Origin of the sequence: Streptomyces sp. UNOB3_S3 (assembly GCF_020740895.1) — a bacterium.
In the GTDB taxonomy this organism is placed as follows: domain Bacteria; phylum Actinomycetota; class Actinomycetes; order Streptomycetales; family Streptomycetaceae; genus Streptomyces.
The window spans coordinates 1-26,155 of the sequence record NZ_JAILXP010000058.1 but is presented as its reverse complement, the minus strand read 5'-3'; the positions used below and the strand labels follow the sequence as shown (position 1 = coordinate 26,155).

Genomic DNA, 26,155 nt, shown 5'->3' with positions numbered 1-26,155 from the left:
CGTAGGGAGGCGTCGGTGAATTCCCGGGCCAGGCTGTTGAGGACGACGTCGATGTTGGGGAATTGTTTTTCGAATTCCAGGTTTCGGGATGAGGCGATGTGGTTGTCGTCGAGGCCGAGTGAGCGGACGGTGTCCCACTTGGAGGGGCTGGCGGTTCCGAAGATTTCGGCGCCCCAGTGTTGGGCGAGTTGGGTGGCTGCCATTCCGACGCCGCCGGCCGCGGAGTGGATGAGTACGGTTTCGCCTGTGCGGAGGTCGGCCAGGTCTCGTAGGGCGTAGAACGCGGTGAGGAATGCGATGGGCACCGACGCCGCCCGCGTGAACGACCACTCGTCCGGCACGCGGACCAGCATCCTGTGGTCCGTGACGGCCACAGGGCCGAAGGCCCCGGTGAAAAGGCCCATCACGCGGTCGCCCGGAGCGAGGGTGTCCACTCCCGGGCCCACCTCGATCACTTCGCCGGCGGCCTCGCTGCCCAGCAGGGCTTTGTCGGGGTACATGCCGAGGGAGATCAGTACGTCGCGGAAGTTCACCCCGGCCGCCCGGATCGCGACCCGTACTTCTCCGGTGCCCAGCGCGGCACCGGCCTCGGTGTTCGTCTCGAACCGCAGTTCCTCGAGGGTGTCACGCGTCCCCGCCTCCAGCCGCCAGAACGACGCGGCGGCCGGAGTCACCAGGGTTTCCGTATCGATCGCCCTCACCAGCCGTGGCGCCCGGAGCTCCCCGCCCCGTACGGCGAGTTGAGGTTCCTCCGTGGTCAGGGCGTGGGGGAGGAGTGCCGCTGATGCGGGTTCGTCGAGGTCGAGGAGGACGAAGCGGCCGGGGTTCTCCGTCTGCGCGGAGCGTACGAGGCCCCAGACGGCGGAGTGTGTGAGGTCCGTGGCGTCGTCGCCGTCTGCCAGGGCCACTGCGCCTTGGGTGACGACGACGAGTCGTGCGTCGGTGAACCGTTCCTCCGCCAGCCATGTCTGCAGCAGTTCCAAGATCCGGACCGTCGCGGTACGTACCGAGGCCGCGCCGCCGTCGTCGCGGGAGTCGGCTACCGCTGTGACCAGTACGGTGTCCGGCACGTCGGTGTCGGGCGCCGCCAGGTCCGTCAAGGACCGGGCCGTCTCGACGGACGGGCCGAGGGTGGCAGCCAGGCCGAGCTGGTCCGGACCGACGACGGCCCAACGCCCCTGCCCGGAATGCGGGGTGACCACGTCGACCGGTACCCACTCCACCCGGAACAGCCCGTCCCGGGCCCCGCCGTCGCCGCCGGCGGTCAGCTGTCCGTCCGGTATCGGCCGCAGTACCAGTGATTCCACCTCGGCCACCGGCGCACCCGTGTCATCGGCCACCCGCACCGACACCGCACCGGAATCCGTCGCGGTCAGCCGTACCCGCAACGCCGTCGCACCCGTCGCGTGCAGGGATACTCCGGTCCAGGAGAAGGGCAGTTGTCCGCCGGTGCTCTCCTCCAGCAGTGTGCCCAGGCCCAAGCCGTGCAGGGCGGCGTCGAGCAGCGCGGGATGCAGGGCGAACCGCGCGGCCTCGGCCCCCGCCTCCTCGGGCAGTGCCACCTCGGCGTACACCTCGTCACCGTGCCGCCAGGCCGCCCGCAGGCCGCGGAACAGCGGCCCGTAGTCGAGCCCGCGCTCCGCGAGGTCCCGGTAGACGTTCGCGACATCGATCGCCGTGGACCCGGCCGGAGGCCATGGCTCCGGCGGGAACTCCTCCGCGCTGCCTCCCCGGCCCAGCGTGCCGTCGGCGTGACGCGTCCACGGCGCGTCGTCGTCGGTACGCGCGTACACGGCCAGGGGACGGCGCCCCGGCTCCTGCTCGGCCCGCACGCGAACCTGGATCTGCACCGTGCCGGTGACAGGAAGCACCAGCGGTGTCTCGAGAGTGAGCTCCTCGATCAGGTCGAAGCCGACTTCGTCCCCGGCCCGCACGAGCAGTTCGACGAATGCCGTGCCGGGGAGGAGGACCGTGCCGTGGACGGTGTGGTCGGCGAGCCAGGGGTGGGTTCGCAGGGACAGTCGGCCGGTGAGGACGACTCCGTCACCGTCGGCCAACGGTACCGCTGCCCCCAGCAGGGGGTGGTCCGGTGCTCCCAGACCGGCCGAGGTCACATCGGCCCCGGACGTCAGTTGTTCGGCCCAGAAGCGTTGGCGTTGGAAAGCGTAGGTGGGCAGCTCGACGCGGTGGCCTCCGGCGAGGGCGGGGGACCAGTCGACGGTGACGCCCCGGACGTACGCTTCGGCCAATGACGTCAGGAAGCGCGACAGCCCGCCTTCGTCGCGGCGTATCGAGCCGACCACGGCCACGGTCGCCCCGGTGTCCTCGGCGGTCTCCTGCACGGCCATGGTCAGCACCGGGTGGGGGCTGATCTCGACGAAGGCGGTGAAGCCGTCGTCGATGAGGCCGCGGACGGACTGCTCGAACTCGACGGTGTGCCGGAGGTTGCGGTACCAGTACTCGCCGTCGAGGGCGGTGGTGTCCATGGCCCGGCCGGTCACCGTCGAGTGGAACGGGATGCCGGCGGGCCGGGGGGTGAGGGGTGCGGCGAGGGCGAGGAGGCGTTCGCGGATGGTTTCGACCTGGGCGGAGTGGGAGGCGTAGTCGACCGGGATCTTCCGGGCCCGGAAGCCGTCCGTCTCGCAGGCCGTGACGAGTTCGTCCAGGGCTTGTGGTTCACCCGATACGACGGTGGCCGAGGGGCCGTTGACGGCGGCGATGGAGATGCGCCCGCCCCACGGCTCGATCCGCTTCCGCACCTGCTCGGCGGGGAGGGCGATGGAGACCATGCCGCCGGCGCCGGAGAGCTGGAGAATGGCCTGGCTGCGCAGGGCGACAACACGTGCGGCGTCGTCGAGGGAGAGCGCTCCGGCGACGCATGCTGCCGCGATCTCGCCCTGACTGTGGCCGATCACCGCGGCCGGCCGGACGCCGAAGGATCGCCAGAGTTCCGCGAGTGAGACCATGACCGCGAACAGCACGGGCTGCACCACATCCACCCGGTCCAGCGAGGGTGCCCCTTCCGTACCGCGCAGAACGTCGAGCAACGACCAGTCCACGTAGGGCGATAGTGCTGCCGCACACTCACGCATCCGGTCGGCGAAGACGGGCGAGGAATCCAGCAGTTCCACCGCCATGCCCACCCACTGCGCACCCTGCCCCGGGAACACAAAGGCCACCTTGTCCACGCCAACTGTCGCGTTGCCTTCGACGACATTCGCTGCCGATTCGCCGCGTGCCAGCGCCTCCAGGCCCTGCCGGAGGGTGATCCGATCCCGTCCGACCACGACCGCGCGCCGGGTGAGCGTCGCCCGCGTCGTCGCCAGCGAGTGTCCGACGTCGACAAGTGAGCCCGCTCGCTCCGGCCGGTCGTCGTCCAGGTACGTCAGCAACCGCCGGGCCTGCGCACGCAGCGCCTCGGGAGACTTGGCGGAGAGCGTCCACGGCACGGCCACCACCGCGCTGTCGCCGGCCTCGTCCGTGCCCGTGCCCGTGCTCGTTCCCGTAGGTACGACGGCATCTTCGTCATCCTCGACGGACGCTTCCTCGAGGATCACATGGGCGTTGGTGCCGCTCATGCCGAACGAGGACACGCCGGCCCGGCGCGGGTGGCCCTTGCGCTCCCACGACCGTCCCTCGGTCAGCAGCTCCACCGCTCCGGCCGACCAGTCCACGTGCGACGAGGGCTCGTCCACGTGCAGCGTGCGCGGGAGCACCCCGTGCCGCATGGCGAGCACCATCTTGATCACACCTGCGACACCGGCCGCCGCCTGCGTGTGGCCGATGTTCGACTTGATCGACCCGAGCCACAGCGGCCGGTCGCCCGGCCGGTCCTTGCCGTAGGTGGCGAGCAGCGCCTGCGCCTCGATCGGGTCGCCCAGCGTCGTCCCCGTACCGTGCGCCTCCACCGCGTCCACCTCGTCGGCCGCTACGCCGGCGTTGCTCAAGGCCTCGCGGATGACGCGCTGTTGCGACGGGCCGTTGGGGGCGGTCAGGCCACTGCTGGCACCGTCCTGGTTGATCGCCGAGCCCCGTACGACGGCCAGTACTTGGTGGCCGTTGCGTCGTGCGTCCGAGAGCCGCTCCAGCAGCAGGACGCCGACGCCCTCGCCCCAGCCCGTGCCGTCGGCTCCGGCCGCGAAGGCCTTGCACCGGCCGTCCGGCGCCAGGCCGCGCTGGCGGCTGAACTCCAGGAACGCCCCCGGGGTCGACATGACGGTCGCCCCGCCCGCCACCGCCATCGAGCACTCGCCCTGGCGCAGCGCCTGGGCCGCCAGGTGCAGTGCTACCAGCGACGACGAGCATGCCGTGTCCACCGTGACCGCGGGGCCCTCGAGCCCGAAGGTGTAGGCGATCCGGCCCGACACCACGCTCGCGGCGGTGCCGGTGCCGATGTGCCCCTGGAGATCCTCCGTGGCGTGTGTGGCGAGCGTGGCGTAGTCCTGGCTGTTGCTTCCCAGGAACACGCCGGTCCGGCTGCCCCGTAACGCCGCCGGATCGATGCCGGCCCCTTCGAAGGCTTCCCACGACGTCTCCAGGAGCAGCCGCTGCTGCGGGTCCATCGCCAGTGCCTCGCGGGGCGAAATGCCGAAGAACCCGGCGTCGAACTCACTCGCCGCGTGGAGGAATCCGCCCTCGCGCGTGTACGAGGTGCCCGGCCGTTCCGGGTCGGGGTCGTAGAGCGCGTCGACGTCCCAGCCGCGGTCGGTCGGGAATCCCGACACCGCGTCCCGCCCGGACATCAGCAGGCGCCACAATTCGCCGGGGGATTCCACGCCACCGGCGAAACGGCAGCCCATTCCGACGACAGCGACGGGCTCGCGCCGCTCCTCTTCGAGTTCCCGTACCCGGAACCGGGCCCGGCGCAGATCGGCCGTGACTTTCTTGAGGTAGGCGACGACCTTTTCTTCGTTCGACATTCCACACCTAACTAAGAGGCGGGCGGGGTTATCGGGACACCGGTCCAGCGCCGAAACTAGTGTCCGGGCGGCCCGGGCAAAACCCCTACTCTTCCCTTACCGCACACCCCTATCGCGCGGAACGTGAGACGGCCCGTGGCCGGGCAGGACAAAGGGGCGGACGATTCCGTCGCCCGCCCCTGTCGTTGTCCGTACGGCTCAGCCGGCCACCAGCGTTCTGACCGCCACGGCCGGGGTGGTCTTGGGCGTGCAGACCAGGTGGTTGCCCAGCCAGTTGAGGGTTTCCAGCTTTCCGGGCGTGAAGGTCACGACGCCGGCCGCGGTGGCCTTGACCTTCGTGGTTCCTCCGGTGAGGGTCAGCGGTTGGCCCTTGGGTATCCGGTTGGCGGTGGTCAGGCCGGTGGCGTCCGTCGAACCGGAGAACGCCCCGCCGTAGACGACCCCGACCTTGCCGTTCACGCCGTTGGCCGGGATGTCCAACGGCACGCCCGTGGTCGACTGCACGGTCGCGTTGACCTTGATGTCGCTGCCCTTGACTGCGAAGGGCGGCGCGGAGAAGGTCACCTTCATCGTCGAGTCGGCCTCGGGATAGGGTGGTTCGACGCAGTGGTACTCGACGGTGACGGTGCCGCTGATCTGCGTACTGTCGCAGTTCTCGGCGGATGCCGCGGCCTGCGTGCCGATCAGGGTGATGGAGACGGCCGCGGCTGTCAGTGTCGCGGCGCGGACTCGGGACCGCTTCATGAACGTCCTCTTCATCGACCGGAATAGCTCCGGTATGTGCGAGTGTGCGGCGCCGGCTGCCCGGACGAAACTAGTCACGCCGACGCCTCCGGGGGAACCCCTAACCGGCCCCTACATGCCCCGGCCCGAGCGGACGGCAGGCCGAGGGCCGCGGCCTGCGGGGGAACAGGCCGCGGCCCTCGGCGGCGGGGGACGGGGTCGGGAGACGGTGCCGGCTAGCCCAGCAGGGCCTCGCGCTGGGTGGCGAAGAACTCCGCCAGCGAGGCGGGCCGCCGGCCGGTGAGGCGCTCGACCGCGTGTGTGGTGACGTCCAGCCAGCCCTCGGACACACTGCCCCAGAACTGGGTGGCGGCGGCGATCATCGCGGGCTCGACGCCGCGCGCGGCGTACGCGGCGGAGGCCTCCTCCTCGGTCTGCTTCTCGAAGCGCACCGCGCGGCCGGTGGCCTCGCCCAGCGCTGCCGCGACGCCCGCGTAGTCCACCGCCTCCGGGCCGGTGATCTCCAGGAACTGGCCCGTGTGCCCGCCCTCCGCGAGGACGGCCGCGGCCGCGGCCGCGCAGTCGGAGCGGGTGATGTAGGAGACGTGGCCCTCGCCGTTGCCGCCGCCCAGCACGCCGGTGCGCACCGCTTCGTTGAGCGGTGCCAGCATCAGCAGCATGTCGGGGTAGATATTGTTGCGGAGGACGGTGAATTCCAGACCCGACTGGGTCAGGACGCGCTCGGTCTCCCGGTGTTCGGGCACGAGCACGAGCGGGTTGCCCGGTTCGCCCGCCCGAGTCAGCGAGGTGTACAGCACATGACCGACCCCCGCCTTGGCGGCAGCGTTGATGGCGTTGGTGTGCTGCTGGACCCGCTGTCCCATGGCGTCCGTGCTGACGATCAGCACCCGCTCGGCGCCGTCGAACGCGGAGACCAGCGAATCGGCGTCGCCGAAGTCGGCGGCCCGCACCCGCACCCCGAGATCGGCGATCTTGTCCGGGGTGCGCGTGAGCGCCACGACCCGCGACGCGTCGACGCGCTCGATGAGGTGCTGGACGGCGAGCCGCCCCAGCTTGCCGGAGGCCCCGGTCACCACGAACATGCGAACTCCTCGAGTCAGTACGAATGCGGTCGGCCACCGGCCGACTCCCCGATTGTCAGCGGCCTTTCCCCGGCCCGAAAGGAGGCACATTCATGTCAGTAGGTGACACCGAGGTGCCCGTGGTGATCCGCGCGGACATCCCCCTGCCCATCGGTATCGACGACCACCGGGCGTGTCCGGCCACGGACGTCCTGCGCCGGGTGGGCGACCGGTGGAGCGTGCTCATCGTGATGCTGCTCGGCAGGCGCAGCTACCGCTTCAACGAACTGCACCGCGCCATCGAGGGCATCAGCCAGCGGATGCTCACCCTGACCCTGCGCTCGCTGGAGCGTGACGGCTTCGTGTCGCGGACCGTCCATCCCAGTGTGCCGCCGGGCGTGGAGTACGCGCTGACGGATCTCGGCCGCACTTTTCTCGTCCCGATTTCGGCGGTCGCCGAATGGGCGGCCGCGCACGATACGGAAATCGGCGCGGCGCGGGACCGGTACGACGGTGCCGACGGGCCGGTGAACCCCTAACCTTCCCCGGCCTCCCCCTTACCTCCCCCTACAAACCCCTGTCCGACCCTGTGGTGAACGAGTTCACAGCGGGTCCAGGACCGGCTCGCCGGGCATCGGAGTATGGTGCGAATCGAACGTGGTCAGCGCCATCGGGCACCACTTCGCCACCACTTCGCCCACCGGGCAGGCTCCGATTACCTGGCACCGACGACCTGGGCGACCCATCACCTGGGGTGGACAGATGACACAGACATTATCGCCGGTCCGCACCACGGCCCGCACCATGGCGCGGATCGTGGGCCTCGGCACGGCCGTACCGGCATTCTCCTATTCACAGCAGGAGTTGCTGGACATCTTCTCCATCGAGGATCCGCGGATCCGGTCGGTCTTTCTCAACAGCGCGATCGAACGCCGATTCCTCACCCTGCCGCCCGAACTCCCGGACGGCACGCGCCACATGGAATCCCAGGGCGAGTTGCTCCGGAAGCACCGGGAACACGGCATCGACATGGGGGCGCGCGCCCTGCAGTCGTGCCTCAAGGAGGCGGACGCGTCCCTCGAAGACGTGCGCTACCTGTGCTGCGTCACCTCCACCGGCTTCCTGACCCCGGGCCTCAGCGCACGGCTGATCAAGGAACTCGGCCTGCAGCACCACACGAGCAGGCTCGACGTGGTCGGCATGGGCTGCAACGCCGGGCTGAACGGCCTGGGCGCGGTGGCGGGCTGGGCCGGCGCGCATCCGGGAGAGCTGGCCGTCATGGTCTGCGTCGAGGCGTGCTCCGCGGCCTACGTCTTCGACGGCACGATGCGGACCTCCGTGGTGAACAGCCTGTTCGGCGACGGGGCCGCCGCGGTCGCCCTGGTCGCGGACGCCGACGGCGAAACCGGCACGGACACCGGCACCGGCACGGACACCGACCGGTCCGGTCCGTCGGTGCTGAAGTTCGCCAGCTGCGTCATCCCCGAAGCGATCGAGGCGATGCGCTACGACTGGGACGACGAGGAGGGCAAGTTCAGCTTCTTCCTCGACCGTGACGTGCCCTATGTCGTCGGCGCGCACGCCGAGAGCGTGGTGGACCGGCTGCTGTCCGGCACCGGTCTGCGCCGCAGTGACGTGGCGCACTGGATCGTGCACTCCGGCGGCAAGAAGGTCATCGACTCGGTGATGGTGAACCTCGGCCTGACCCGTCACGACGTGCGCCACACGACCGGAGTCCTGCGGGACTACGGCAATCTCTCCAGCGGGTCCTTTCTCTTCTCCTACGGGCGACTGCTCGAGGAGGAGGTGGTCCGGGCCGGCGACTACGGAATCTTCATGACCATGGGGCCCGGCTCGACCATCGAGACGGCTCTTGTCCGCTACTGAACCAGAGCTGAAGACAGCACTGACGGCTGAGCAAGGCGGTGTGGGTGTGTCTCCGAGCAATACCGGGCCCGGTTCTTCCGGGAACCGAGCCGATCTTTCTGACAGCGCTGATCCCGGCGTCGACGGCCTTGGCGCCGACGGCCTCGCTGTCGACGGCCTCGATGTCGACAGCGGCCGGCCGCTGTCGGAAGCGCTGATCGCCGAAGTGGGCGCGTTGTGCGACCGCGTCGAGGCCGGGACCGCCGCGAACCCGGCGGTCGTCCTGCGTCTGACCGGCGGACCGGCGACGCCGCGGCAGTGGCCGGGCGGGACGGGCGTCCATCTGGTGAACAAGTGGGAACGCGCCCTGCGCCGGCTGGAGCGGCTGAGCGCCGTGACCATAGCGGTGGCCGACGGCCGGTGCACCGGGCCCGCCCTGGAAGTGCTGCTGTCGTGCGACTACCGGATCGGCACGCCCGCCCTCCGGCTGGCACTGGGCACGACCGGAGGCGAGCCCTGGCCGGGCATGGCCCTGCACCGACTGGCCAACCAGCTGGGGGTGGCCCGCGCCCGGCGACTGGTGCTGTTCGGCGCCGAGGCCGACGCGGCCGAAGCGGCCCGGCTCGGTCTCGTCGACGAGATAGCCGACGACGCCATGGGCGCGGCCGCGGCCAGGACCACGCTGGCGCGCGGCTTGAGCACCGCCGAACTGGCCGTCCGGCGACGGCTGTTGTTCGACGCGACCACGACGAGCTTCGAGGACGCGCTGGGCACCCACCTCGCCGCCTGTGACCGGACCCTGCGCAGGGGGCGGGACCACGCCGAGCCCGCGGCCGCCTCATGACCGGCCACCAGCCGCCGGCCGGACCGGTCCACGTCGAGCACGACCGGTGGGATGTCAAGATTCCGCCGCTCACCGGCGTCCTGGCCCCCGACGCGGCCGCGCTGCACGACTGCTGCCGCTCCGGCGAGGACCTGCTTGCCACCCTGCCCCCGAAGCCGGAGCGCACCCCGGAACAGCGGCGACTCGCGGACACGGTGCACCGCGTCTCCCGCTGGTCCCGCTCCCGCTTCCTGCGCGCGCACGCCACCGCCGTCTACGACGAGCTGACCTCCGGCCGGACGCGGCGGCCCAGACTGCCGGAGCTGGCCTACACCGGCGCCGAAGCCTTCCCCGGCCTGCTGCCGACCCGGCGGCAGATGGACGGGGAGCTCGAGCACGTCCAGGCCGGCAAGGAAGGCAGGGAGATCGACCAGGGCATCTTCTTCCAGGAGATGCTGCGGCTGCCCGACGCCGGCTCGCACCTGACCGACTCGATGCTGCGCCCGACCGACCGCGCCCTCGACCTGCTGCCCGGCTTCCGTCGCTCCGGCTCCCTGGACCTCGGCTCGGTGCGCGTCGAGCGGGACGGGGACGCGGCCGTGGTGACCCTGGCCAACCTCCACTGCCTCAACGCCGAGGACAACACGCTCACCGAGGACCTGGAGACCGCCGTCGACCTGGCCCTGCTCGACGACGGGGTGCGGGTGGGCGTACTGCGCGGAGCGCCCATGACGCACCCCCGCTACCGGGGCAAGCGGGTGTTCAGCGCCGGCATCAACCTCAAACACCTCCACCAGGGCAGGATCTCGTACCTGGACTTCCTGCTCCGCCGGGAACTGGGCTTCATCAACAAGCTCGTGCGCGGTCTGCTGCTCGACGACGATCCGCTCACCTGGCCCCACCGGACCCTGGAGAAACCATGGGTCGCGGGCGTGGACACCTTCGCCATCGGCGGCGGCATGCAACTGCTCCTGGTCTTCGACCGGGTGGTGGCGGGCGCGGACGCCTACTTCAGCCTCCCCGCCGCGCAGGAGGGCATCGTGCCCGGCGCCGGTAACTTCCGGCTGGGCCGGCTGACCGGTGGCAGGCTCTCGAAGCAGGTCATCCTGTGGGGACGCACGATCCGGGCGGACGCACCCGAGGGCCGGCTGATCTGCGACGACGTGGTCGACCCGCAGGACATGGACGCCGCCGTGGCCGACGCCGCGGCCCGGCTGTCCGGCCCGGCGGTGGTGGCCAACCGCCGCATGCTCAACCTGGCCGAGGAGCCGCCGGACCGGTTCCGCGCGTACATGGCGGAGTTCGCCCTCGCCCAGGCGCTGCGGCTGTACAGCCAGGACGTCTTCGACAAGGTCGGCCGCTTCTCCGCGCGCGGCGGACCGCTGGGCGAGGAGGCCGGCGGATGAGGCCGGTCGACGCGCTGCTGCGGGTGCTGCGCGAGGAGGGGGTGACCAAGGTCTTCGGCAACCCCGGGACCACCGAACTGCCCTTCCTGGACGCCTTGGCCGGCGCGGCGGACATCGAGTACGTGCTGGGGGTCCACGAGGGCTCCGTGGTGGCCATGGCCGACGGGTACGCCCGCGCCACCGGCCGGCCCGCGTTCGTCAGCCTCCACGTGGCCGCGGGGCTGGCCAACGGCCTCGTCGGACTGCTCAACGCGAGCCGCTCGCGCACCCCCCTCGTCGTCACCGCCGGACAGCAGGACCGCCGCCACCTCGTCCAGGACCCGATGCTCAGCGGCGACCTGGTGGGGCTGGCACGGGCGGCGGTCAAGCACACCTTCGACGTCCAGCACGCCCACGACCTGCCCGTCCTGCTGCGACGGGCGTTCCAGCTGGCCGTCCGGCCACCGGCCGGACCGGTCTTCCTGTCGGTGCCCATGGACCTCCTCGCCGAGGACACCGACGTCACCCTGCCGGCCCGCTCGACCCTGGCCCCTCCGGGCGTCGCCGGTGGGGTCGCCGAGGCCGCGCGCCTGCTCGCCGGCGCGCGACGGCCGGCGATCGTGGCCGGGGACGGCGTCGGCCGCGACGGTGCCGTGGCCGAACTGGTGGCCGTCGCCGAGGCCCTCGGCGCGGTCGTCCACCACCAGCCGATGCACGACGGCGTCGACTTCCCCGGCACCCACCCCCTCCACGCCGGGGCGCTGCCCCCGCTCAACGCCGCCATCCGCGAGACCCTGGCCGCGCACGACGTGGTGTTCATCGTCGGCTGCCACGCGTTCATGCCCCACCACTACACGCCGGGCCCCGCCGTCCCGGACTCGGTGACGGTCGTGCAACTGGACTCCGACTCCGCCGAGCCGGGCAGGAACTTCCCCGTGGCGCTCGGCATGACCGGAGGGATCAGGGCGACCCTGGCCCGGCTGGCCGAAGCGCTCGCCGGGCGCGTGCCGCGGGCACGGCAACGGATCGCGGCCGCGGCCGCGTCGCACGCGGCGCGCCGCGCCGCCGCTGACGCGGCCGCCCTCGCCGCGTACGGGCCCGCGCCCTTCGACCCGCTCGCCGCGGTCCACGCCGTGGTCGCCGGGCTGCCCGAGGACGCCGTCGTGGTCGAGGAGGCCATCACCTCCGGCGTACGACTGCGGTCGGTGCTGCGCCTGGACCGTCCCGGGTCGCTGGTCCACACCGTGGGCGGCGGCCTGGGATCGGGGATCGGCGCGGCGGTGGGCCACGCGATGGGCCGGCCCGAGCGGCCCGTGGTGGCCGTACTCGGCGACGGGTGCTCCCTGTTCGGCCTGCAGGGGCTGTGGAGCGCGGCCCGCTACGGGGCCCGGGCCACCTTCGTGGTGATGAACAACGGCGAGTACCGCACGCTCAAGGAGACCCTGGACGCCTGGCGGAGCCGGGCGACCGCCACGGGGCACTACCCGGGGCTCGACCTCGCCACCACCCGGCTGGACTTCACCAAGGCCGCCGAATTCTTCGGCGTGCCGGCGGTACGGGCCAAGGGCCTCGACGGGCTGACGGAGACCGTGGCGAAATCGGCCCTGCCGTCCGGTCCGCTGCTGGTGGACGTCCCGGTGACCAGCCACTCCTCGCACCGCTGAGCGCGCCGGCCGCGTCCCACCCCTCGTTCACCCGTCGCGGACCGACGGACCGAAGGACCGAAGGAGATCGTCGATGACCAGGCTGGTCGACCCCGCCTCGATGCACGGCAAGGTGTTCACCGGCACATGGCACCGGCCGCGCGGCGGCACCGCCGACGTCGTCGAGCCGGCCACTGGAGCCGTCCTGGCGACCGTCGGCCTCGCCGACGCGCGGGACGTCCGCGCCGCGGTGACGACCGCCCGCCGCGCGCGGCCCGCCTGGGCCGCCCTGCCAGCCGTGGAGCGCGCCGCCGTGCTGCGCCGGACCGCGCGGCTGCTGGAGGAGCACACGGCGGAGCTGGTGGAGTGGCTGGTCCGCGAGGGCGGGGCGGTGCGGGAGAAGGCCTCGGCCGAGGTGGGCGCGGTGCTGGACGAGCTGTGGGTGGCCGCGTCGTTGCCGACGCGGCCGCACGGCAGTCTCCTGCCGGCAGCCCCCGGTACGCACAGCGTCGGGCGCCGGGTCCCGCTCGGCGTGGTGGGGGTGATCAGCCCGTGGAACTTTCCGCTGCTGCTGGGCATGCGCGCGGTCGCTCCGGCGCTGGCCCTCGGCAACGCCGTCGTCCTCAAGCCGGACGTGCGGACCCCCGTGTCCGGCGGCTTCCTGCCGGCGCGGCTCCTCGCGGAGGCCGGGCTGCCGGACGGGGTGCTGCAGGTGCTGCCCGGTGAGGCCGAGGCGGGTACGGCGCTGACCGCCGATCCCGATGTGGCGATGATCGCCTTCACCGGTTCGACGGCGGTCGGCCGCGAGGTGGGCGCGGCGGCGGGGCGGGCACTCAAGCGCGTCTCGCTCGAACTCGGCGGCAACAACGCCCTCATCGTCCTGGACGACGCCGACATCGACGCGGCGAGTTCGGCGGGCGCCTGGAGCGCGTTCTTCCACCAGGGGCAGGTGTGCATGACCGCCGGCCGCCACATCGTGCTCGCCTCGGTCGCCGACGCCTACGTCGACCGGCTCGTCCGGCGGGCGGAGAAACTGGTGACGGGTGATCCGTGGACCGGCCCCGTCGCCCTCGGCCCGCTCATCAGCCGCGCCCAGTGGCAGCGGGTGGACCGTGTCGTCCGGGACACCGTCCGCGCGGGTGCCGAGCTCCGCACCGGCGGCACGGGCCACGGCCTGTTCTACCGGCCGACGGTGCTGACCGGCGTCACGCCCGGGATGCCCGCCTTCACGGAGGAGATCTTCGGGCCGGTCGCCCCGGTCGTGGTGGTCGCCGACGAGGACGAGGCCGTCGAGGTCGCCAACCGCACCGAGTACGGGCTGGTCGCGGCCGTGCAGACCGGCTCGGCGGAGCGCGGGCTCGCGCTGGCCGGCCGGCTCGCCACCGGCATCGTGCACGTCAACGACCAGACGGTGAACGACAACGCCTTCGTGCCCTTCGGGGGCCGCGGCGCGTCGGGCAACGGCAGCCGCTACGGGGCGGAGCACAGCCTCGACGAGTTCACGCAGTGGCAGTGGCTCACCGTGCGCTCCGCCGCGGCCACGACACCCTTCTGACCGTGGGTCAGCGCGGGCCGGTGTCCCGCAGCCCGTCGGCCTCGCCCCGCCGGGGCAGCACCCTGGTGGTGGCGGCGACCGTCGGGCCGCCCTTGCGCTTGCACGTCACGGAGTGGTCGGAGGTGTTCACATAGACCTCGGCGCCCGGCGCGAAGGTGTAGCGGCCGGTGTGCCGGGCCTTGACGGTGGCCTTGCCCTCGGTCAGCCGGACCTCCTGGCCCTTGTGGACGGGGGTGGTGTTGGTCAGGCCCTGGGCCCGTACGGAGCCCCTGCCGGCGCCGCCGACGGTGACGTCGGCCCAGCCCTTGATGTCGAAGGGGGGCCGGTCGGCGATGGTGCCGTGGAGGGTGTGGAGGGTGACCTTCAGGTCGATGTCCTGGCCGCGCCGGACCACGGCGGGAGCGGTGATGCCTATCTCCATCAGGCTGTCGGTCGGTGTCGGCGTGATCACCGAGCTGCAGGTGTAGGTGACGCGGACGTCGTCGGCGTAGGCCGCAGTGGCCGTCAGCGGCGCGACGGCCAGCGCGGAACCGGTCACGGCGGTGGACAGCAGGGCAGTGCGGATGCGGCGTCGAACCATCGGAACGTCTCCCAACTCCTAGGAAATCCCCGCCCGTTCATCGGACGCGGGGAACCGGCCCGCGTCGGACCCTACTGAAGCGGCGGGCCGGAGCAGGAGCGTGGACCACCCCTATCCGACCCCTGAACCTCCGCTTCCCAGGCCGTGTACGGCCATGTCCATGGCCCGTTCCACCGCGGCCCGGATATGCCGCGCCGACTCCTCGCGGACCAGGCCCGTGACCAGCGCGGCCAGGGGCGCGCTGGTCATCAGCACGACCATGACGCTCGCGTCGCTGAAGTCCAGCTCCCCGGGAGCGGACCGCTGCAGCGCCTCGGCCAGCCGGCGCTGGGCGACGGCGGTCAGATAGAGGGCCCGCGCCTGCAGCGACGGCACCGACATGATCAGGCGCAACCGGGCGGGGGCGAGTCCCAGACTGCCGTCGAGCTCGCCGACCACCCTGCGGATAGCGCGTTCGAGGACGTCGGCGGCGGTCTCCTCCGGCCGCCGTCCGGCGATGGTGTGCAGCAGTGTCTCGACGCGCTCGGCGGTGCCGATGAAGACCACGTCCTCCTTGCTCGCGAAGTAGCCGAAGAACGTGCGGGGCGCGACATCGGCCGCGGCGGCGATCTCGGCCACGGTGACCCGTTCGTAGCCGCGCTCCTCGAAGAGGCGCAACGCGGCCTCGGCCAGCGCCAGACGGGTGCGCCGCTTCTTGCGTTCTCGCAGACCCAGGTCGTCTCCCATGGCGGGGGACTCTACTGCACCCCCTCACCAACTTGCAGTGGTTGCAGGTTTGCAGCCCATGCGGTTTCATGGCGTCGGCGCACCACGCACGCAGCGACGAAACGGCACGAAGACCGACGACACGCAGCGAAGGAGCCCCCATGACACGGACCCTGCCCATGCAGCGCGGCGGTTGCCCGTTCGATCCCCCGGCCGAGCTGGGCCGGCTGCGGGAGAAGGAGCCGCTCAGCCGGCTGCTCTACCCCGACGGACACCTCGGCTGGCTGGTGACCAGCCACGCCCTCGCCCGCGAGGTACTCGCCGACGACCGCTTCAGCGCCAGGAGCGAGTTACGGCGGATGCCCGTACGCACCGCCCTCAACGCCGAGCGGGAACTGCAGAAGGCCCCGCCCGGCATGTTCACCAACATGGACGCGCCCGAGCACACCCGCTACCGGCGCCTGCTCACCGGGCATCTGACGGTCAAGCGGATGAAACTGCTGGAGCCGCTGATCACCCGCATCACCGAGGACCTGCTGGACGAGATGGAGCGGCACGGCCCCACCGCCGACCTGCTGGAAGCCTTCGCGGCGCCCATCCCCGCCCTGGTGATGTGCGAGCTGCTCGGCATCCCCTATCCCGATCGCGAGCAGTTCCAGCGCGACCTCGCCCTGCTGTCCAACCTGCGCTCCGGCGGGGACGACGCCAAGGCGGCCATCGCCTCGATCCAGGCCTTCTTCGCCGACCTGATCCGGGACAAGCGCGCGAACCCCGGCGACGACCTGCTCAGCGGGCTCGCCACGAGCACCGACCTGACCGACGCCGAACTGACCGGCATGGGCTTTCTGCTCCTGGCCGGCGGCCACGAGACCACCGCCAACATGCTCTCCCTCGGCGCCTTCGCGCTGCTGTGCCACCCCGAGGAGTGGGCCAGGCTGCGGGCCGACCGCTCGCTGGTCGGCAACACCGTCGAGGAACTGCTGCGCTACCTCACGATCTTCCAGATCGGCACCATGCGCGCCGCGCTCGAGGACGTCGAACTCGACGGCAAGGTGGTCAAGGCGGGGGAGACGGTCTCGATCTCCTTCTCCGCCGCCAACCGGGACCCCGAGCGGTTCCCGGACCCGGACCGGCTCGACATCACCCGCTCCACCAGCGGCCACATGGGCTTCGGCCACGGCGTGCACCAGTGCATCGGCCAGCAACTGGCCCGGGTGGAGATGCGGATAGGTTTCGACCTGCTCTCCCGCCGGTTCCCCACCCTGCGCCTCGCGGTGCCGGCCGAGGACGTCCCGATGCGGCACAACATGTCGTTCTACGGCGTCGACAGCCTTCCGGTCGCCTGGTAGGGGCCGGCATGAGGATCGAAGTGGACGTCGAGCGCTGCTGCGGGGCCGGGATGTGCGTGCTGAGCGCACCGGAGGTCTTCGACCAGAGCGACGAGGACGGCCGGGTACGGGTGAAGCACCCGGCTCCGCCCGCCGAGTGGCACGACGCCGTACGGGAGGCGGCGGAGATCTGCCCCTCGTACGCCATCCGGCTCCGCGAGAGCGAGGACCGCCTCCGCCGGTGAGCACGCCGGTGAGCACGCCTCGACGGCCGGCCGGGCACGCACGGCACCCGGCCGGCCGGGACGGTGACGAGGCGTCAGCGGCGCACCGTGGTCCTGGCCGCGACCGGCGAGGCACCCTTGGCGACGCAGTCGACCGCGTAGCCGGACGTCTGCACCAGCACCCGCTGACCCGCCCTGAAGGTGTGGGTGCCGGCGCGCTGGGCCTCCACGGTGGCACGTCCCTCCGTGAGCAGCGCCTGCTTGCCCGCCTCGACGGGCTCGGTGTTGGTCAGCCCCGTCGCTTGTACGGTGCCGCGACCGGCCCCGCCCACGGCGATGTCGACCTGGGCCTTGATGTCCCTGGCCGGGACGTTCCTCAGCGGCGGATCCACCGTGCGCAGCGAGACCGCGAGGGCGATGTCGTCCCCGCGCTCCACGAACCGGGGGGCCGTGACCGTGATGTCCAGGTAGTGGTCTTCGGGTTGAGGATTCCGGGGCGAGCTGCAGGTGTACAGCACGCGCACCGCTTTCGCGGGCGCGGCGGCCGTCACGGTCGCCGCTGTCGCCGCGGAGGCGGCGCCGGCCGTCGGGGCCAGCAGCGCGAGGACGGCCGATCCGGCGGTCGCCGCGGCCAGCGTCGCGGCGCGCACGCGTCGGTTCACCACAGGCACTCGTCACTCCTTTTCAACGGTTTCAACGGGCCATTGGGTCCATCGTGTTCATCGGGCGGCGCCACAGCCGAAGGTGGTGCACCCCGCGTCCGCGGGGCAACCCCTACCGAACCCCTGCCACACCCCCAAGGAGACGACATGGACCGCGTGAGAGACCTGACCCTGCTCATCAGCCGCGTCGTGGTGGGAATCGCGTTCATCGCCCACGGCCGGCTCAAGGTCAGGGACGTCGACCTCACCGTCGCGACCTTCGACAAGCTGGACATCCCCTTCCCGACGCTGTCGGCCTGGTTCGCGATCGTGGTCGAATGCGCGGGCGGCGTCGCCTTCATCGTCGGGCTCGCCCTGCCGCTCGTCGGCCTGCTCTTCGCCGTGGTGTCGCTCGGGGCGCTCGTCTCCGTCCACATGGACAAGGGCTTCTACGCGGGCGAGGGCGGCTACGAGTACGTGCTCGTGCTGGCCGTGGTCAGCGTCGGCCTCGGATTCAACGGAGGCCGGCTCTCACTGGACAGGGCCCTGGCGGCGCGCCGTTCCGCCCGGCACCCGTGACACCGTCGGCCATATGGCCTGATGTCCACCTGTCCGCGTCGCGGCAATACCCTAAAGTTCCCCCACCGAGTGCCCTTTCGGACGGGGGAAATCATGGACAAGGGCAGCGTGCGTTCATCTGCCGTGGGCGAGCTCTACGACCATCTCAGCGCCGCCTTCGGCGAGATCATGGGCGGAAGCCTTCATTTCGGCTATTGGGAGGACGCCGACGATCCCGGCGCCATGGCGGTTCCGTCCCGGCGGATGACGGAAAAGATGATCGACAAGCTTCCGGTGGGGCCGGGCCAACGTGTCCTCGACATCGGCTGCGGCAACGGACGGCCCGCACTGGACCTGGCGCGACGGACCGGCGCCGAAGTCGTGGGCATCAGCATCAGCCGGCAGCAGGTGGCCGAAGCCGGCCGGCTGGCGGCCTCGGCGGGCCTGAGCGGACGCGTGACCTTCCGCTTGGCGGATGCCATGGACCTGCCCTTCGCATCCGATTCCTTCGACGGCGTCTGGATGTTCGAATCGCTTCTCCATATGCCCGACGCCTCTCGAGCACTCGCGCAGGCGGCCCGCGTCCTGCGGCCGAGCGGCCGGCTCGCCCTCAGTAATCTCGTGGTACGGGAGCCCCTGGCGCAAGGCGAGGAATCACTGCTGGAGAATGCCTGCAGGCTGTTCCAGGCGCCCTCGGTGATCGCGCTCTCCGATTATCCCGCGCTCATTTCCGGAGCGGGGCTCGTGCCGGAGGAACTGGCGGACATCTCCGGGAACAGTGTGCGCAGGACCATGGAGGCCTTCTCCTCGGACGTCGAAAAGGTCCTGGAGAAACTCATGAAGGACGGCGCGGATGCGGCCTTCCTGCAAACTGTTGAAGGCTTGTCCGGAATCGCGACGGACATCGGCCGGGCTGCGTGGATCGGTTATGCCATCGCGACCGCGACGAAGCCCGGTGGCGACGTCGCGCGTTGACGACGGGTGCGCGGAGAGCTGCGCCTGCAGCATGGACATGGCTCACCCCGTGCCCACCGCCGAAGGGAACCCCCCATGCGTCTGCGCCCCGCGCTGCTGGGCACCCTGGCCCGCAACTGACTCCAGCGGCTTCGAAGCCCCGGCCGGTTCCCGGCCGGGGCTTTGTCCCGCCAGGCTCCCCCCCGCGAACGCCCTCTTGGGTCGCCGACGCGACACGGCGAGCGGAATCCCGCCGGTACTGGCACCCATAGTGCATGGTATGTCCGTATTTATGAAATGCGGAGGAGGCTCCCGGATGTTTGTCACCGCCCGGCAGTACGACCCGCAGGGGTGAGCGGGCTCAGCCGGGGCGCGGTGCCGGCCCTGGAGCTGGACGACATCCAGGGCACCGTGCTGCGCCGCCGTCCGGACGACTACCACGGCGTCTACCTGCTGTACCGGATCGACGACCCGGCCGCGACGAAGCGGTCGCTGTGCGAGGTCCTGCCGAAGGTCACCAGCGCGGCGGACTGGGAGCGGCCCCGCCCGTTCACCCTCAACATCGCCTTCACCTACCCGGGGCTGGCCCGGCTGGGCGTGCCGGAGGACTCGCTCGCCTCCTTCTCCGAGGAGTTCCGGGCCGGCATGGCCGCCCGTAAGGAGGTGCTCGGTGACCTCGGGGCCAATGACCCCGGCAACTGGCGCTCTCCGCTGGGCGGCACGGACGTGCACATCGGCGTGATGATCATCGCGGAGACGCCCGAGGGGCTGCGCGAGCCGGTGGAGGCGGCCGGGCGGCTGGCCGGGGTGAGCCCGGTCTACCGGCTCGACGTCGGGGTCCCGGTGACCGGGCGTGAGCACTTCGGGTTCCGGGACGGCATCTCCAGCCCGTACCTGGTGGGCAGCGCCGATCAGCCGCTGCCCGGTCAGGACGCCGTCCAGCCCGGCGAGTTCGTCTTCGGCTACCCGGACGAGTCGGGGACGCCGCCGAAGGGGCCGGCCCCGGACGTGCTCGGCCGCAACGGCTGCTACCTGGCCTTCCGGCAGATGCACGCCGACGTCGCCGGGTTCCGCCGGTACCTGCGCGACAACGCCCGCTCGCCCGAGGACGAGGAACTGCTCGCGGCCAAGATCGTCGGTCGCTGGCGCAGCGGTGCGCCGCTCGCGCTGGCACCGGACCACGACGATCCGGAGCTGGGCGCCGACCCGATGCGCAACAACGACTTCCGCTACCACGACGACCCACGGGGCCTGCTCGTCCCGCGTGGCGCCCACATCCGGCGCGCCAACCCGAGGGACAGCCTCACGGACACCGTGGTCGAGACCGGTATCCATCGTGTGCTGCGACGAGGGGCCGCGTACGGCCCGCTGCTGCCCGAAGGGGTCCTCGAGGACGACGGCGCGGAGCGCGGGATCATCTTCGTCTTCCTGGGCGCCAGCCTGTCCCGGCAGTTCGAGTTCGTACAGCAGGTGTGGCTCAACGACGGCGACTTCGCCGGACTCGGCACCGAGCGGGACCCACTGGTCGGCGACAACGACGGCACCGGTACCCACTCCATCCCTGCCCGGCCGGTCCGCCGCCGGCTCACCGGGCTGCCCCGGTTCGTGACCGTGCGCGGTGGCGAGTACTGCTTCCTGCCCGGCCTCACCGCGCTCAAGTGGCTCGCCGCGCTGCCCGACCCGGCCGGCAGCCCATCCACCACGCGACCCTCGCCGAGACCACCGGAGGACGACAGGTGACGCCATCCAAGAAGCCATCCGGGATGAACTTCGTCCCTGTGCGCTACTCGCCCGACGCCGTGCCGCCGGAACCGGACTTCGACCGTCACCTGCGGCAGGTCATCGACGTCATCGAGGACTTCGAGAAAGGCTCGGTGGAGGGCGAAGGCGAGAACCGCGCGGTCCGTTTCGCCCACGCGAAGGCGTACGGACTGGTGCGCGGCACCTTCGAGATCCTCGACGGCGTCCCGCCCGAGTACGCCCAGGGCGTCTACGGCAGGCCCGGGACGCACGACGCGCTGGTCCGCTACTCCAACGGGCTGTCCCACCTGGGCGCCGACCGGATGCTCGGCAATGTCGTGGGCATGGCCACCAAGGTCTTCGGGGTGGAATCCACCACCACCCTGCCGGACGAGGCCACGAGCCACACCATGGACTTCAACATGATCAACGGGCCCGTCTTCTTCTGCAACACCGCGGCCCACTACACATTCCTGGCGAAGCTCTTCATCGACCTGCCGAAGTACCGGCTCGACGGCCGCCGGGGCAGCCACCGGATGTACTACGACTGGGTGACCGGGTACGGCACGCTGCCGCCGGAGGAGTGGGCCTGGGACGAGCTCGGCGCGATGCTGCGGCTGGGCGCGCGGGCCCGCTGGCAGAACCTCCTCCTCAGCTCGTTCTTCTCCATGGGCGCGGTGCGCCACGGCGACCACATCGCCAAACTGCGCATCCGCCCGACGGACGAGTCGGCCGCCGGAGTGCGGGCCCGTGACCTCGACCCGACGAGCCGGGACGAGGTCTTCCGGCCCGCCCTGGTCGACGAGCTCGCCCGGTCCGCCCACGAGTTCGACTTCCAGGTGCAACTGTGCGCGTCCCTGGAGACCATGCCCGTCGACGACCTCACCGTCGAATGGGAGGAGCACCAGTCCCCGTTCGTGACGGTCGCCAGACTCCGCTTCCCCCGCCAGGACGTCGACGGCGAAGGCAACCTCGCCGCCGCCGACGCGCTCTCGTTCACGCCGTGGCGCTGCCCGCCGGAGCACGTACCGATCGGCTCGATCCAGACCGTCCGCAAGGAGGTGTACCGGCGTTCGTCCGTGCTCCGTCACGAGCTGAACGGCCAGCACCGTGCCGAACCGGCCACGGCGGCCGACGTGCTTCCCGACGGGCAGTGACGCCACCTCGAAAGGAACCCGGATGTACGACTTCGACCCGTCGACCTACCAGCCGATCTCCCCGGACGTCCCCGTCGAGGAGATCGCCAAGCACTTCCAGCACCCCCGTACACAGACCGACGGCGTCGGCCTGCGAGCGGTGAACCGGTCCGAGTTCACCCTGCTCGCCCCGGTCATCCAGCCCACCGGGCCCGCCGTCTTCCGGGAACGCGCCGAGAAGGCGTGCATCGAGGCTCCCTATTGGGAGAACCGCCTCGGGACGGTCCACGACCTGCGCGTCGCGCTCGTCGACGACGGCCGGCAGGTCCTCTTCTGCGCGACCTACAGCGACGAATTCAAGCCCTACGTCGTCGACGTCATCCGCTTCGCCACCCCCTGGATCGACTACATGTTCACCGACGTCGCGGTCGGCTACCCGGGCCTGGCCTCCGACGGGGCGATCCCCTACATCGCGAAGTACCAGGTGCAGGCCGACGTCTGGTACGGCGGGCTCAACCCGGAGGCCAGCCCCAGGGAAATCGCCAAGAGCCTCGCGGTGGCCTCCGCGTTCGACGACCTGCTGGACGCCGCCCAGGGCTGACGGCCTCCGCCGTGCCGACCATCGGTGACGGGCTGGATTGCTACTCGTAGGAGTGAACTTCCCTCGGCGAAGCTCTACTTGGCGCCTCCGTTGGAGAGAGCTCGTCGGTGTTGGCGTACACGAGCACGAGGAGGCACCCCTTGGCGGCGGCATCGGTCCGGCCCGTGGTGATCGGAGTCAGCCCCTTCGGAGAGCCGGATGTGCGGCTCGCCGCCGCCGTCGGCAGAGCCGGCGGGCTCGGTGTCGTCGACCTCGGAGGCCGGGGCGGCGCCGCCCGGGACGCCCTGGACCTCGCCCGCGCCTGGGCGCCCGGCGCCTTCGGCGTCCGCGTCCCCGCCGACTGCCCGCTACGGGCCGACGAGCTCCGCACGCTCGACGGAGACGGGCCGTCCCACGTGCTGATCGCGCCCGGCTCCCCGTTGGGTCCGGGGGAGTTCCGCCCCGGAACCGTCACCGTCATCGCCGAGGCGCGCAGCCTGCGCGAGGCCCGTACGGCCGTGGCCGCGGGCGCGGCCGGGATCGTCGCGCGGGGCGGCGAGTGCGGCGGGCCGGCCGGTGAGCTGTCCACGTTCGTCCTGCTCCAGCAGCTCCTCGGCGACGACCGGATCACCGTGCCCGTATGGGCCTGCGGCGGCATCGGGCCGCACACCGCCGCCGCGGCCGTCCTCGGCGGCGCCGCCGGAGTGGTCCTCGACGTCCAGCTCGCCCTCCTCGACGAGGCCGACACCGCGCCCGCGACCGCCGCCGCCCTGCGCTTCCTGGACGGCACGGAAACCCTCCACGAGAACGGTCACCGCCACCTCGACCCGCGCCGGCCGGGCCTGCCCGCGCACCTGCGCGACCGGCCGCTGCCGCTCGGCCAGGACGCCTTCCTCGCCCATCGCTTCGCACGGACGTACCGGTCCGTGGCCGTCGCCGTACGAGCCGTCCGGGACGCCGTCGACCGGGCCGCCCGGGACCGGAGCGCGCCCGAGGCGCTGCGGCCCGGCTCCCCGATGAGCCGCGCGCTCGGGACGGAGCTGCCCGTCGCCCAGGGGCCGATGACGCGCGTCAGCGACCGGCCCCGGTTCGCGAAGGCCGTCGCCGACGCCGGGGGGCTGCCGTTCCTCTCCCTCGCGCTCGCCGGCCCCGAGGACACCAGGGCCCTGCTCGAAGGGACCCGCGCCGCGCTCGGCGACCGCCCCTGGGGCGTCGGCGTCCTCGGCTTCGCGCCCGAGGACGTCCGGGCCGCCCAGCTCGCGGCCGTACGCGACCTGCGCCCCACCCACGCGATCATCGCGGGCGGCAGGCCCACACAGGCCGCCGACCTGGAGGAGCACGGCATCCGCACGTTCCTGCACGTGCCCTCGCCCGGCCTGCTGGAGCAGTTCCTCGCGGCGGGGGCCCGGCGCTTCGTCTTCGAGGGCGCCGAATGCGGCGGCCACATCGGGCCGCGCAACAGCTTCCCGTTGTGGGAGGCCCAGCTCGCCGTCCTCGACGACTTCCTGGCCACGCGGCCCGCCGACGAGGACCGCCCCGCGCCGGAGGTGCTCTTCGCCGGCGGCATCCACGACGAGCGCTCGGCCGCCATGGTCGCCGCGCTCGGCTCCGGGATCCGCGCGCGCGGCGCGACCACCGGCATGCTCATGGGCACCGCCTACCTCTTCACCGAGGAAGCCGTCTCCTGCCAGGCCATCCGCCCCCTCTACCAGCGGCAGGCGCTCGCCGCCGGGCGGACCGCCGTGCTGCGCACCGGTCCCGGCCAGGCGACCCGCTGTCTGCCCAGCCCGTACTGCCGCACCCACGAGGCGCGCAGAGAGGAGCTGAGCACGCTCGGCGTGCCCGACCGGCAGGCGTGGGAGGAGCTGGAGCGGCTCAACCTCGGGCGGCTGCGCATCGCGGGGAAGGGCATCGAGCGCGTCGGCGACGCCCTCCGGGACGTCGACGAGCGACGGCAGCTCGCCGAGGGGCTCTTCATGGCCGGCGAGGTCTCCGTCCTGCGCACCGCCACGACCACCGTCGACGCCCTGCACCGCCAGGTCGGGGAAGAGGCGGCGGATTTCTACGAGCGACGGTCCCGCGCGCTGGCACCGTCGGCCACGCCGTCGCCCTCGGGCGGGGAAGAGCCGGTGCCCGAACCGCTGGGGATCGCCGTCATCGGCATGGCCTGTGTGTTCCCGCAGGCCCCCGACCTGCCGGCCTTCTGGGGCAACGTGCTCTCCGGCACCGACGCCGTCACCGAGGTCCCGCCCGAGCGCTGGGACCCCTCCGTCCACCATGGGCCGCAGGCGACCGCCCACGACGTGTCCGCGTCCAAGTGGGGCGGCTTCCTGCCCCAGATCCCCTTCGACCCGCTGCGTTACGGCATCCCCCCGGCCTCCCTGCCCGCCGTCGAACCCGTCCAGCTGCTCGCGCTGGAGACCGCCGCGCGGGCCCTGGCCGACGCCGGCTACGACCGTCGCGCGATGCCGCGCGACCGCACCTGCGTGATCTTCGGCGCGGAGGCCGGCAGCGACAGCGCGGACGCCGCCGCCCTGCGCGCCGTCCTGCCGTCCTACCTCGGCCGCCTCCCCGAGGAACTGGCCGCCCGGCTGCCCGCCCTCACCGAGGACACCTTCCCCGGCATGCTCGCCAACGTCATCGCCGGGCGCATCGCGAACCGGCTCGGCCTCGGCGGCGCCAACTACACCGTCGACGCGGCCTGCGCCTCCTCCCTGGCCGCCGTCGACGCCGCCTGCGCCCAGTTGCGCGGCGGCGCCGCCGACCTCGCCCTGTGCGGGGGCGCCGACCTGCACAACGGCATCAAGGACTACCTCCTCTTCTCCTCCGTGCGCGCCCTCTCGCCGACCGGCCGGTGCCGCCCCTTCGACGCCGGGGCCGACGGCATCGCGCTCGGCGAAGGCGTCGCCTGCGTCGTGCTCAAAAGGCTCGCGGACGCCGAACGCGACGGCGACCGCGTCTACGCCGTCATCGAGTCCGTGGGCAGCAGCGGCGACGGGCGCTCGCTCGGACTCACGGCGCCCCGCCGGGAAGGACAGCGGGCCGCCCTGGAGCGGGCCTACGCACAGGCCCGCATATCCCCTTCCGCCGTGGGGCTCGTCGAGGCCCACGGCACCGGCACGCCCGTCGGCGACCGCACCGAACTCGCCGCGCTCACCGACGTCTTCGGCGCGTCCGGCGCGGCGCCGGGCAGCTGCGTCGTCGGCTCGGTCAAGTCCCAGATCGGGCACACCAAGTGCGCCGCCGGGCTCGCCGGGCTGATCAAGACGGCCCTCGCGGTGCACACGGGCGTACGCCCGCCGACCCTGCATCTGCGCCGGCCCGACCCCGCCTGGGACGCGGACAGCAGCCCGTTCGTCTTCCACGACAAGCCGCTGCCGTGGGCGCGGCCCGCCGGGCAGCGCGTCGGGGGCGTGAGCGCCTTCGGCTTCGGCGGCACCAATTTCCACGTCGTGCTACGGGGACACGGCACGGGCGCGCCACCGCGCAGCGGCCACGACGTCTGGCCCGCCGAACTCCTCGTCCTGCGGGGCGCGGACGACGCGCGCGAGCTGCTGCGGCTGACCGAGCTCAACGACCGCTCCGGTCGCCCCTGGCGCCTGCGCGACCTCGCCCTGACCGCCGCACGGCGCGCCGGGGCGCACCCCGTCGGCGCGGCCGTCGTGGCGGCGTCCCTCGACGAACTGCCCGAGCTGTTGCGGGCGGTGCTCGCG

The 26,155-nt window shown here is 72.1% G+C and carries 20 protein-coding genes; 14 read left to right on the top strand and 6 right to left on the bottom strand.

Annotated features, from left to right (window positions below):
- The 3 genes from K6I33_RS09255 to K6I33_RS09245 all read right to left on the bottom strand — a co-directional run.
- A partial coding sequence (locus K6I33_RS09255) for a type I polyketide synthase (RefSeq protein ID WP_229349746.1) occupies positions 1-4,919 on the bottom strand: 4,919 nt, incomplete at its 3' end.
- A gap of 198 nt (positions 4,920-5,117) precedes the next feature.
- The gene (locus tag K6I33_RS09250) at positions 5,118-5,663 is read right to left on the bottom strand and encodes a hypothetical protein (RefSeq protein ID WP_229349744.1); all 546 of its coding nucleotides are present in this window, start codon (positions 5,661-5,663) and stop codon (positions 5,118-5,120) included.
- 215 nt (positions 5,664-5,878) lie between these two features.
- Positions 5,879-6,745, bottom strand: a complete 867-nt coding sequence (locus tag K6I33_RS09245) for an NAD(P)H-binding protein (RefSeq protein WP_229349742.1) — start codon at positions 6,743-6,745, stop codon at positions 5,879-5,881.
- Positions 6,746-6,837: 92 nt separating this feature from the next.
- Here K6I33_RS09245 and K6I33_RS09240 point away from each other — a divergent pair, with 92 nt between their 5' ends.
- The 6 genes from K6I33_RS09240 (at position 6,838) to K6I33_RS09215 (ending at position 13,996) form a co-directional block, all read left to right on the top strand.
- On the top strand, positions 6,838-7,263 hold the full coding sequence (locus K6I33_RS09240; protein ID WP_229349740.1) for a helix-turn-helix domain-containing protein: 426 nt from the start codon (positions 6,838-6,840) through the stop codon (positions 7,261-7,263).
- A gap of 223 nt (positions 7,264-7,486) precedes the next feature.
- Positions 7,487-8,611 carry a 3,5-dihydroxyphenylacetyl-CoA synthase DpgA gene (dpgA, locus tag K6I33_RS09235; protein ID WP_229349738.1) on the top strand — a complete coding sequence of 375 codons (1,125 nt, stop codon included), beginning with the start codon at positions 7,487-7,489 and terminating at the stop codon, positions 8,609-8,611.
- Between the two features lie 46 nt (positions 8,612-8,657).
- Positions 8,658-9,434, top strand: coding sequence for an enoyl-CoA-hydratase DpgB (dpgB, locus tag K6I33_RS09230; RefSeq protein ID WP_229349736.1), 777 nt, complete (start codon positions 8,658-8,660; stop codon positions 9,432-9,434).
- Entirely contained in the window at positions 9,431-10,819 is a 1,389-nt protein-coding gene (dpgC, locus tag K6I33_RS09225) for a (3,5-dihydroxyphenyl)acetyl-CoA 1,2-dioxygenase DpgC (RefSeq protein WP_229349733.1), read from the top strand. The genes dpgB and dpgC overlap by 4 nt, the downstream gene beginning before the upstream one ends.
- Positions 10,816-12,462 (top strand): thiamine pyrophosphate-binding protein, encoded by a 1,647-nt coding sequence (locus tag K6I33_RS09220; protein WP_229349731.1) that lies wholly within the window; start codon positions 10,816-10,818, stop codon positions 12,460-12,462. The genes dpgC and K6I33_RS09220 overlap by 4 nt, the downstream gene beginning before the upstream one ends.
- A 73-nt stretch (positions 12,463-12,535) precedes the next feature.
- Positions 12,536-13,996, top strand: a complete 1,461-nt coding sequence (locus tag K6I33_RS09215) for a benzaldehyde dehydrogenase (protein WP_229349729.1) — start codon at positions 12,536-12,538, stop codon at positions 13,994-13,996.
- 7 nt (positions 13,997-14,003) lie between these two features.
- Here the strand turns inward: K6I33_RS09215 and K6I33_RS09210 are convergent, their stop codons facing one another.
- Both K6I33_RS09210 and K6I33_RS09205 read right to left on the bottom strand, forming a co-directional pair.
- Positions 14,004-14,576 (bottom strand): hypothetical protein, encoded by a 573-nt coding sequence (locus K6I33_RS09210; RefSeq protein WP_229349727.1) that lies wholly within the window; start codon positions 14,574-14,576, stop codon positions 14,004-14,006.
- Positions 14,577-14,687: 111 nt separating this feature from the next.
- Entirely contained in the window at positions 14,688-15,302 is a 615-nt protein-coding gene (locus tag K6I33_RS09205) for a TetR/AcrR family transcriptional regulator (protein WP_229349722.1), read from the bottom strand.
- 140 nt (positions 15,303-15,442) lie between these two features.
- On the opposite strand from K6I33_RS09205, the gene K6I33_RS09200 reads away from it, so the two are divergent.
- Both K6I33_RS09200 and K6I33_RS09195 read left to right on the top strand, forming a co-directional pair.
- Entirely contained in the window at positions 15,443-16,630 is a 1,188-nt protein-coding gene (locus tag K6I33_RS09200; RefSeq protein WP_229349720.1) for a cytochrome P450, read from the top strand.
- 8 nt (positions 16,631-16,638) lie between these two features.
- On the top strand, positions 16,639-16,854 hold the full coding sequence (locus tag K6I33_RS09195; protein WP_229349717.1) for a ferredoxin: 216 nt from the start codon (positions 16,639-16,641) through the stop codon (positions 16,852-16,854).
- A 74-nt stretch (positions 16,855-16,928) separates the two neighbouring features.
- Here K6I33_RS09195 and K6I33_RS09190 read toward each other — a convergent pair whose 3' ends face one another.
- A complete protein-coding gene (locus K6I33_RS09190; protein ID WP_229349714.1) occupies positions 16,929-17,498 on the bottom strand; it encodes a hypothetical protein in 570 nt (189 codons plus the stop codon).
- Positions 17,499-17,642: 144 nt separating this feature from the next.
- Between K6I33_RS09190 and K6I33_RS09185 the strand changes: the two genes are divergently transcribed.
- From K6I33_RS09185 to K6I33_RS09160, 6 genes are all read left to right on the top strand, one after another.
- Positions 17,643-18,053: a DoxX family protein gene (locus K6I33_RS09185; RefSeq protein ID WP_229349712.1), complete on the top strand. Its 411-nt coding sequence runs from the start codon at positions 17,643-17,645 to the stop codon at positions 18,051-18,053.
- A 93-nt stretch (positions 18,054-18,146) separates the two neighbouring features.
- Positions 18,147-19,007, top strand: a complete 861-nt coding sequence (locus tag K6I33_RS09180) for a methyltransferase domain-containing protein (RefSeq protein ID WP_229349710.1) — start codon at positions 18,147-18,149, stop codon at positions 19,005-19,007.
- A gap of 330 nt (positions 19,008-19,337) precedes the next feature.
- Positions 19,338-20,726, top strand: a complete 1,389-nt coding sequence (locus tag K6I33_RS09175) for a Dyp-type peroxidase (protein ID WP_229349709.1) — start codon at positions 19,338-19,340, stop codon at positions 20,724-20,726.
- A gap of 23 nt (positions 20,727-20,749) precedes the next feature.
- Positions 20,750-21,883 (top strand): catalase family protein, encoded by a 1,134-nt coding sequence (locus tag K6I33_RS09170; protein ID WP_229349706.1) that lies wholly within the window; start codon positions 20,750-20,752, stop codon positions 21,881-21,883.
- 22 nt (positions 21,884-21,905) lie between these two features.
- Positions 21,906-22,463: a hypothetical protein gene (locus K6I33_RS09165; protein WP_229349704.1), complete on the top strand. Its 558-nt coding sequence runs from the start codon at positions 21,906-21,908 to the stop codon at positions 22,461-22,463.
- A 140-nt stretch (positions 22,464-22,603) separates the two neighbouring features.
- Positions 22,604-26,155: beta-ketoacyl synthase N-terminal-like domain-containing protein (locus K6I33_RS09160; RefSeq protein ID WP_229349701.1), on the top strand; the 3,552-nt coding region annotated here is incomplete at its 3' end.

Excerpts from the sequence above, each read along its gene's own strand:
- K6I33_RS09250 (WP_229349744.1), bottom strand. The coding sequence starts at position 5,663 with ATGAAGCGGTCCCGAGTCCGCGCCGCGACACTGACAGCCGCGGCCGTC.
- K6I33_RS09245 (WP_229349742.1), bottom strand. The coding sequence starts at position 6,745 with ATGTTCGTGGTGACCGGGGCCTCCGGCAAGCTGGGGCGGCTCGCCGTC.
- K6I33_RS09240 (WP_229349740.1), top strand. The coding sequence starts at position 6,838 with ATGTCAGTAGGTGACACCGAGGTGCCCGTGGTGATCCGCGCGGACATC.
- dpgA (WP_229349738.1), top strand. The coding sequence starts at position 7,487 with ATGACACAGACATTATCGCCGGTCCGCACCACGGCCCGCACCATGGCG.
- dpgC (WP_229349733.1), top strand. The coding sequence starts at position 9,431 with ATGACCGGCCACCAGCCGCCGGCCGGACCGGTCCACGTCGAGCACGAC.
- K6I33_RS09220 (WP_229349731.1), top strand. The coding sequence starts at position 10,816 with ATGAGGCCGGTCGACGCGCTGCTGCGGGTGCTGCGCGAGGAGGGGGTG.
- K6I33_RS09215 (WP_229349729.1), top strand. The coding sequence starts at position 12,536 with ATGACCAGGCTGGTCGACCCCGCCTCGATGCACGGCAAGGTGTTCACC.
- K6I33_RS09210 (WP_229349727.1), bottom strand. The coding sequence starts at position 14,576 with ATGGTTCGACGCCGCATCCGCACTGCCCTGCTGTCCACCGCCGTGACC.
- K6I33_RS09205 (WP_229349722.1), bottom strand. The coding sequence starts at position 15,302 with ATGGGAGACGACCTGGGTCTGCGAGAACGCAAGAAGCGGCGCACCCGT.
- K6I33_RS09200 (WP_229349720.1), top strand. The coding sequence starts at position 15,443 with ATGACACGGACCCTGCCCATGCAGCGCGGCGGTTGCCCGTTCGATCCC.
- K6I33_RS09195 (WP_229349717.1), top strand. The coding sequence starts at position 16,639 with ATGAGGATCGAAGTGGACGTCGAGCGCTGCTGCGGGGCCGGGATGTGC.
- K6I33_RS09185 (WP_229349712.1), top strand. The coding sequence starts at position 17,643 with ATGGACCGCGTGAGAGACCTGACCCTGCTCATCAGCCGCGTCGTGGTG.
- K6I33_RS09180 (WP_229349710.1), top strand. The coding sequence starts at position 18,147 with ATGGACAAGGGCAGCGTGCGTTCATCTGCCGTGGGCGAGCTCTACGAC.
- K6I33_RS09170 (WP_229349706.1), top strand. The coding sequence starts at position 20,750 with ATGAACTTCGTCCCTGTGCGCTACTCGCCCGACGCCGTGCCGCCGGAA.
- K6I33_RS09165 (WP_229349704.1), top strand. The coding sequence starts at position 21,906 with ATGTACGACTTCGACCCGTCGACCTACCAGCCGATCTCCCCGGACGTC.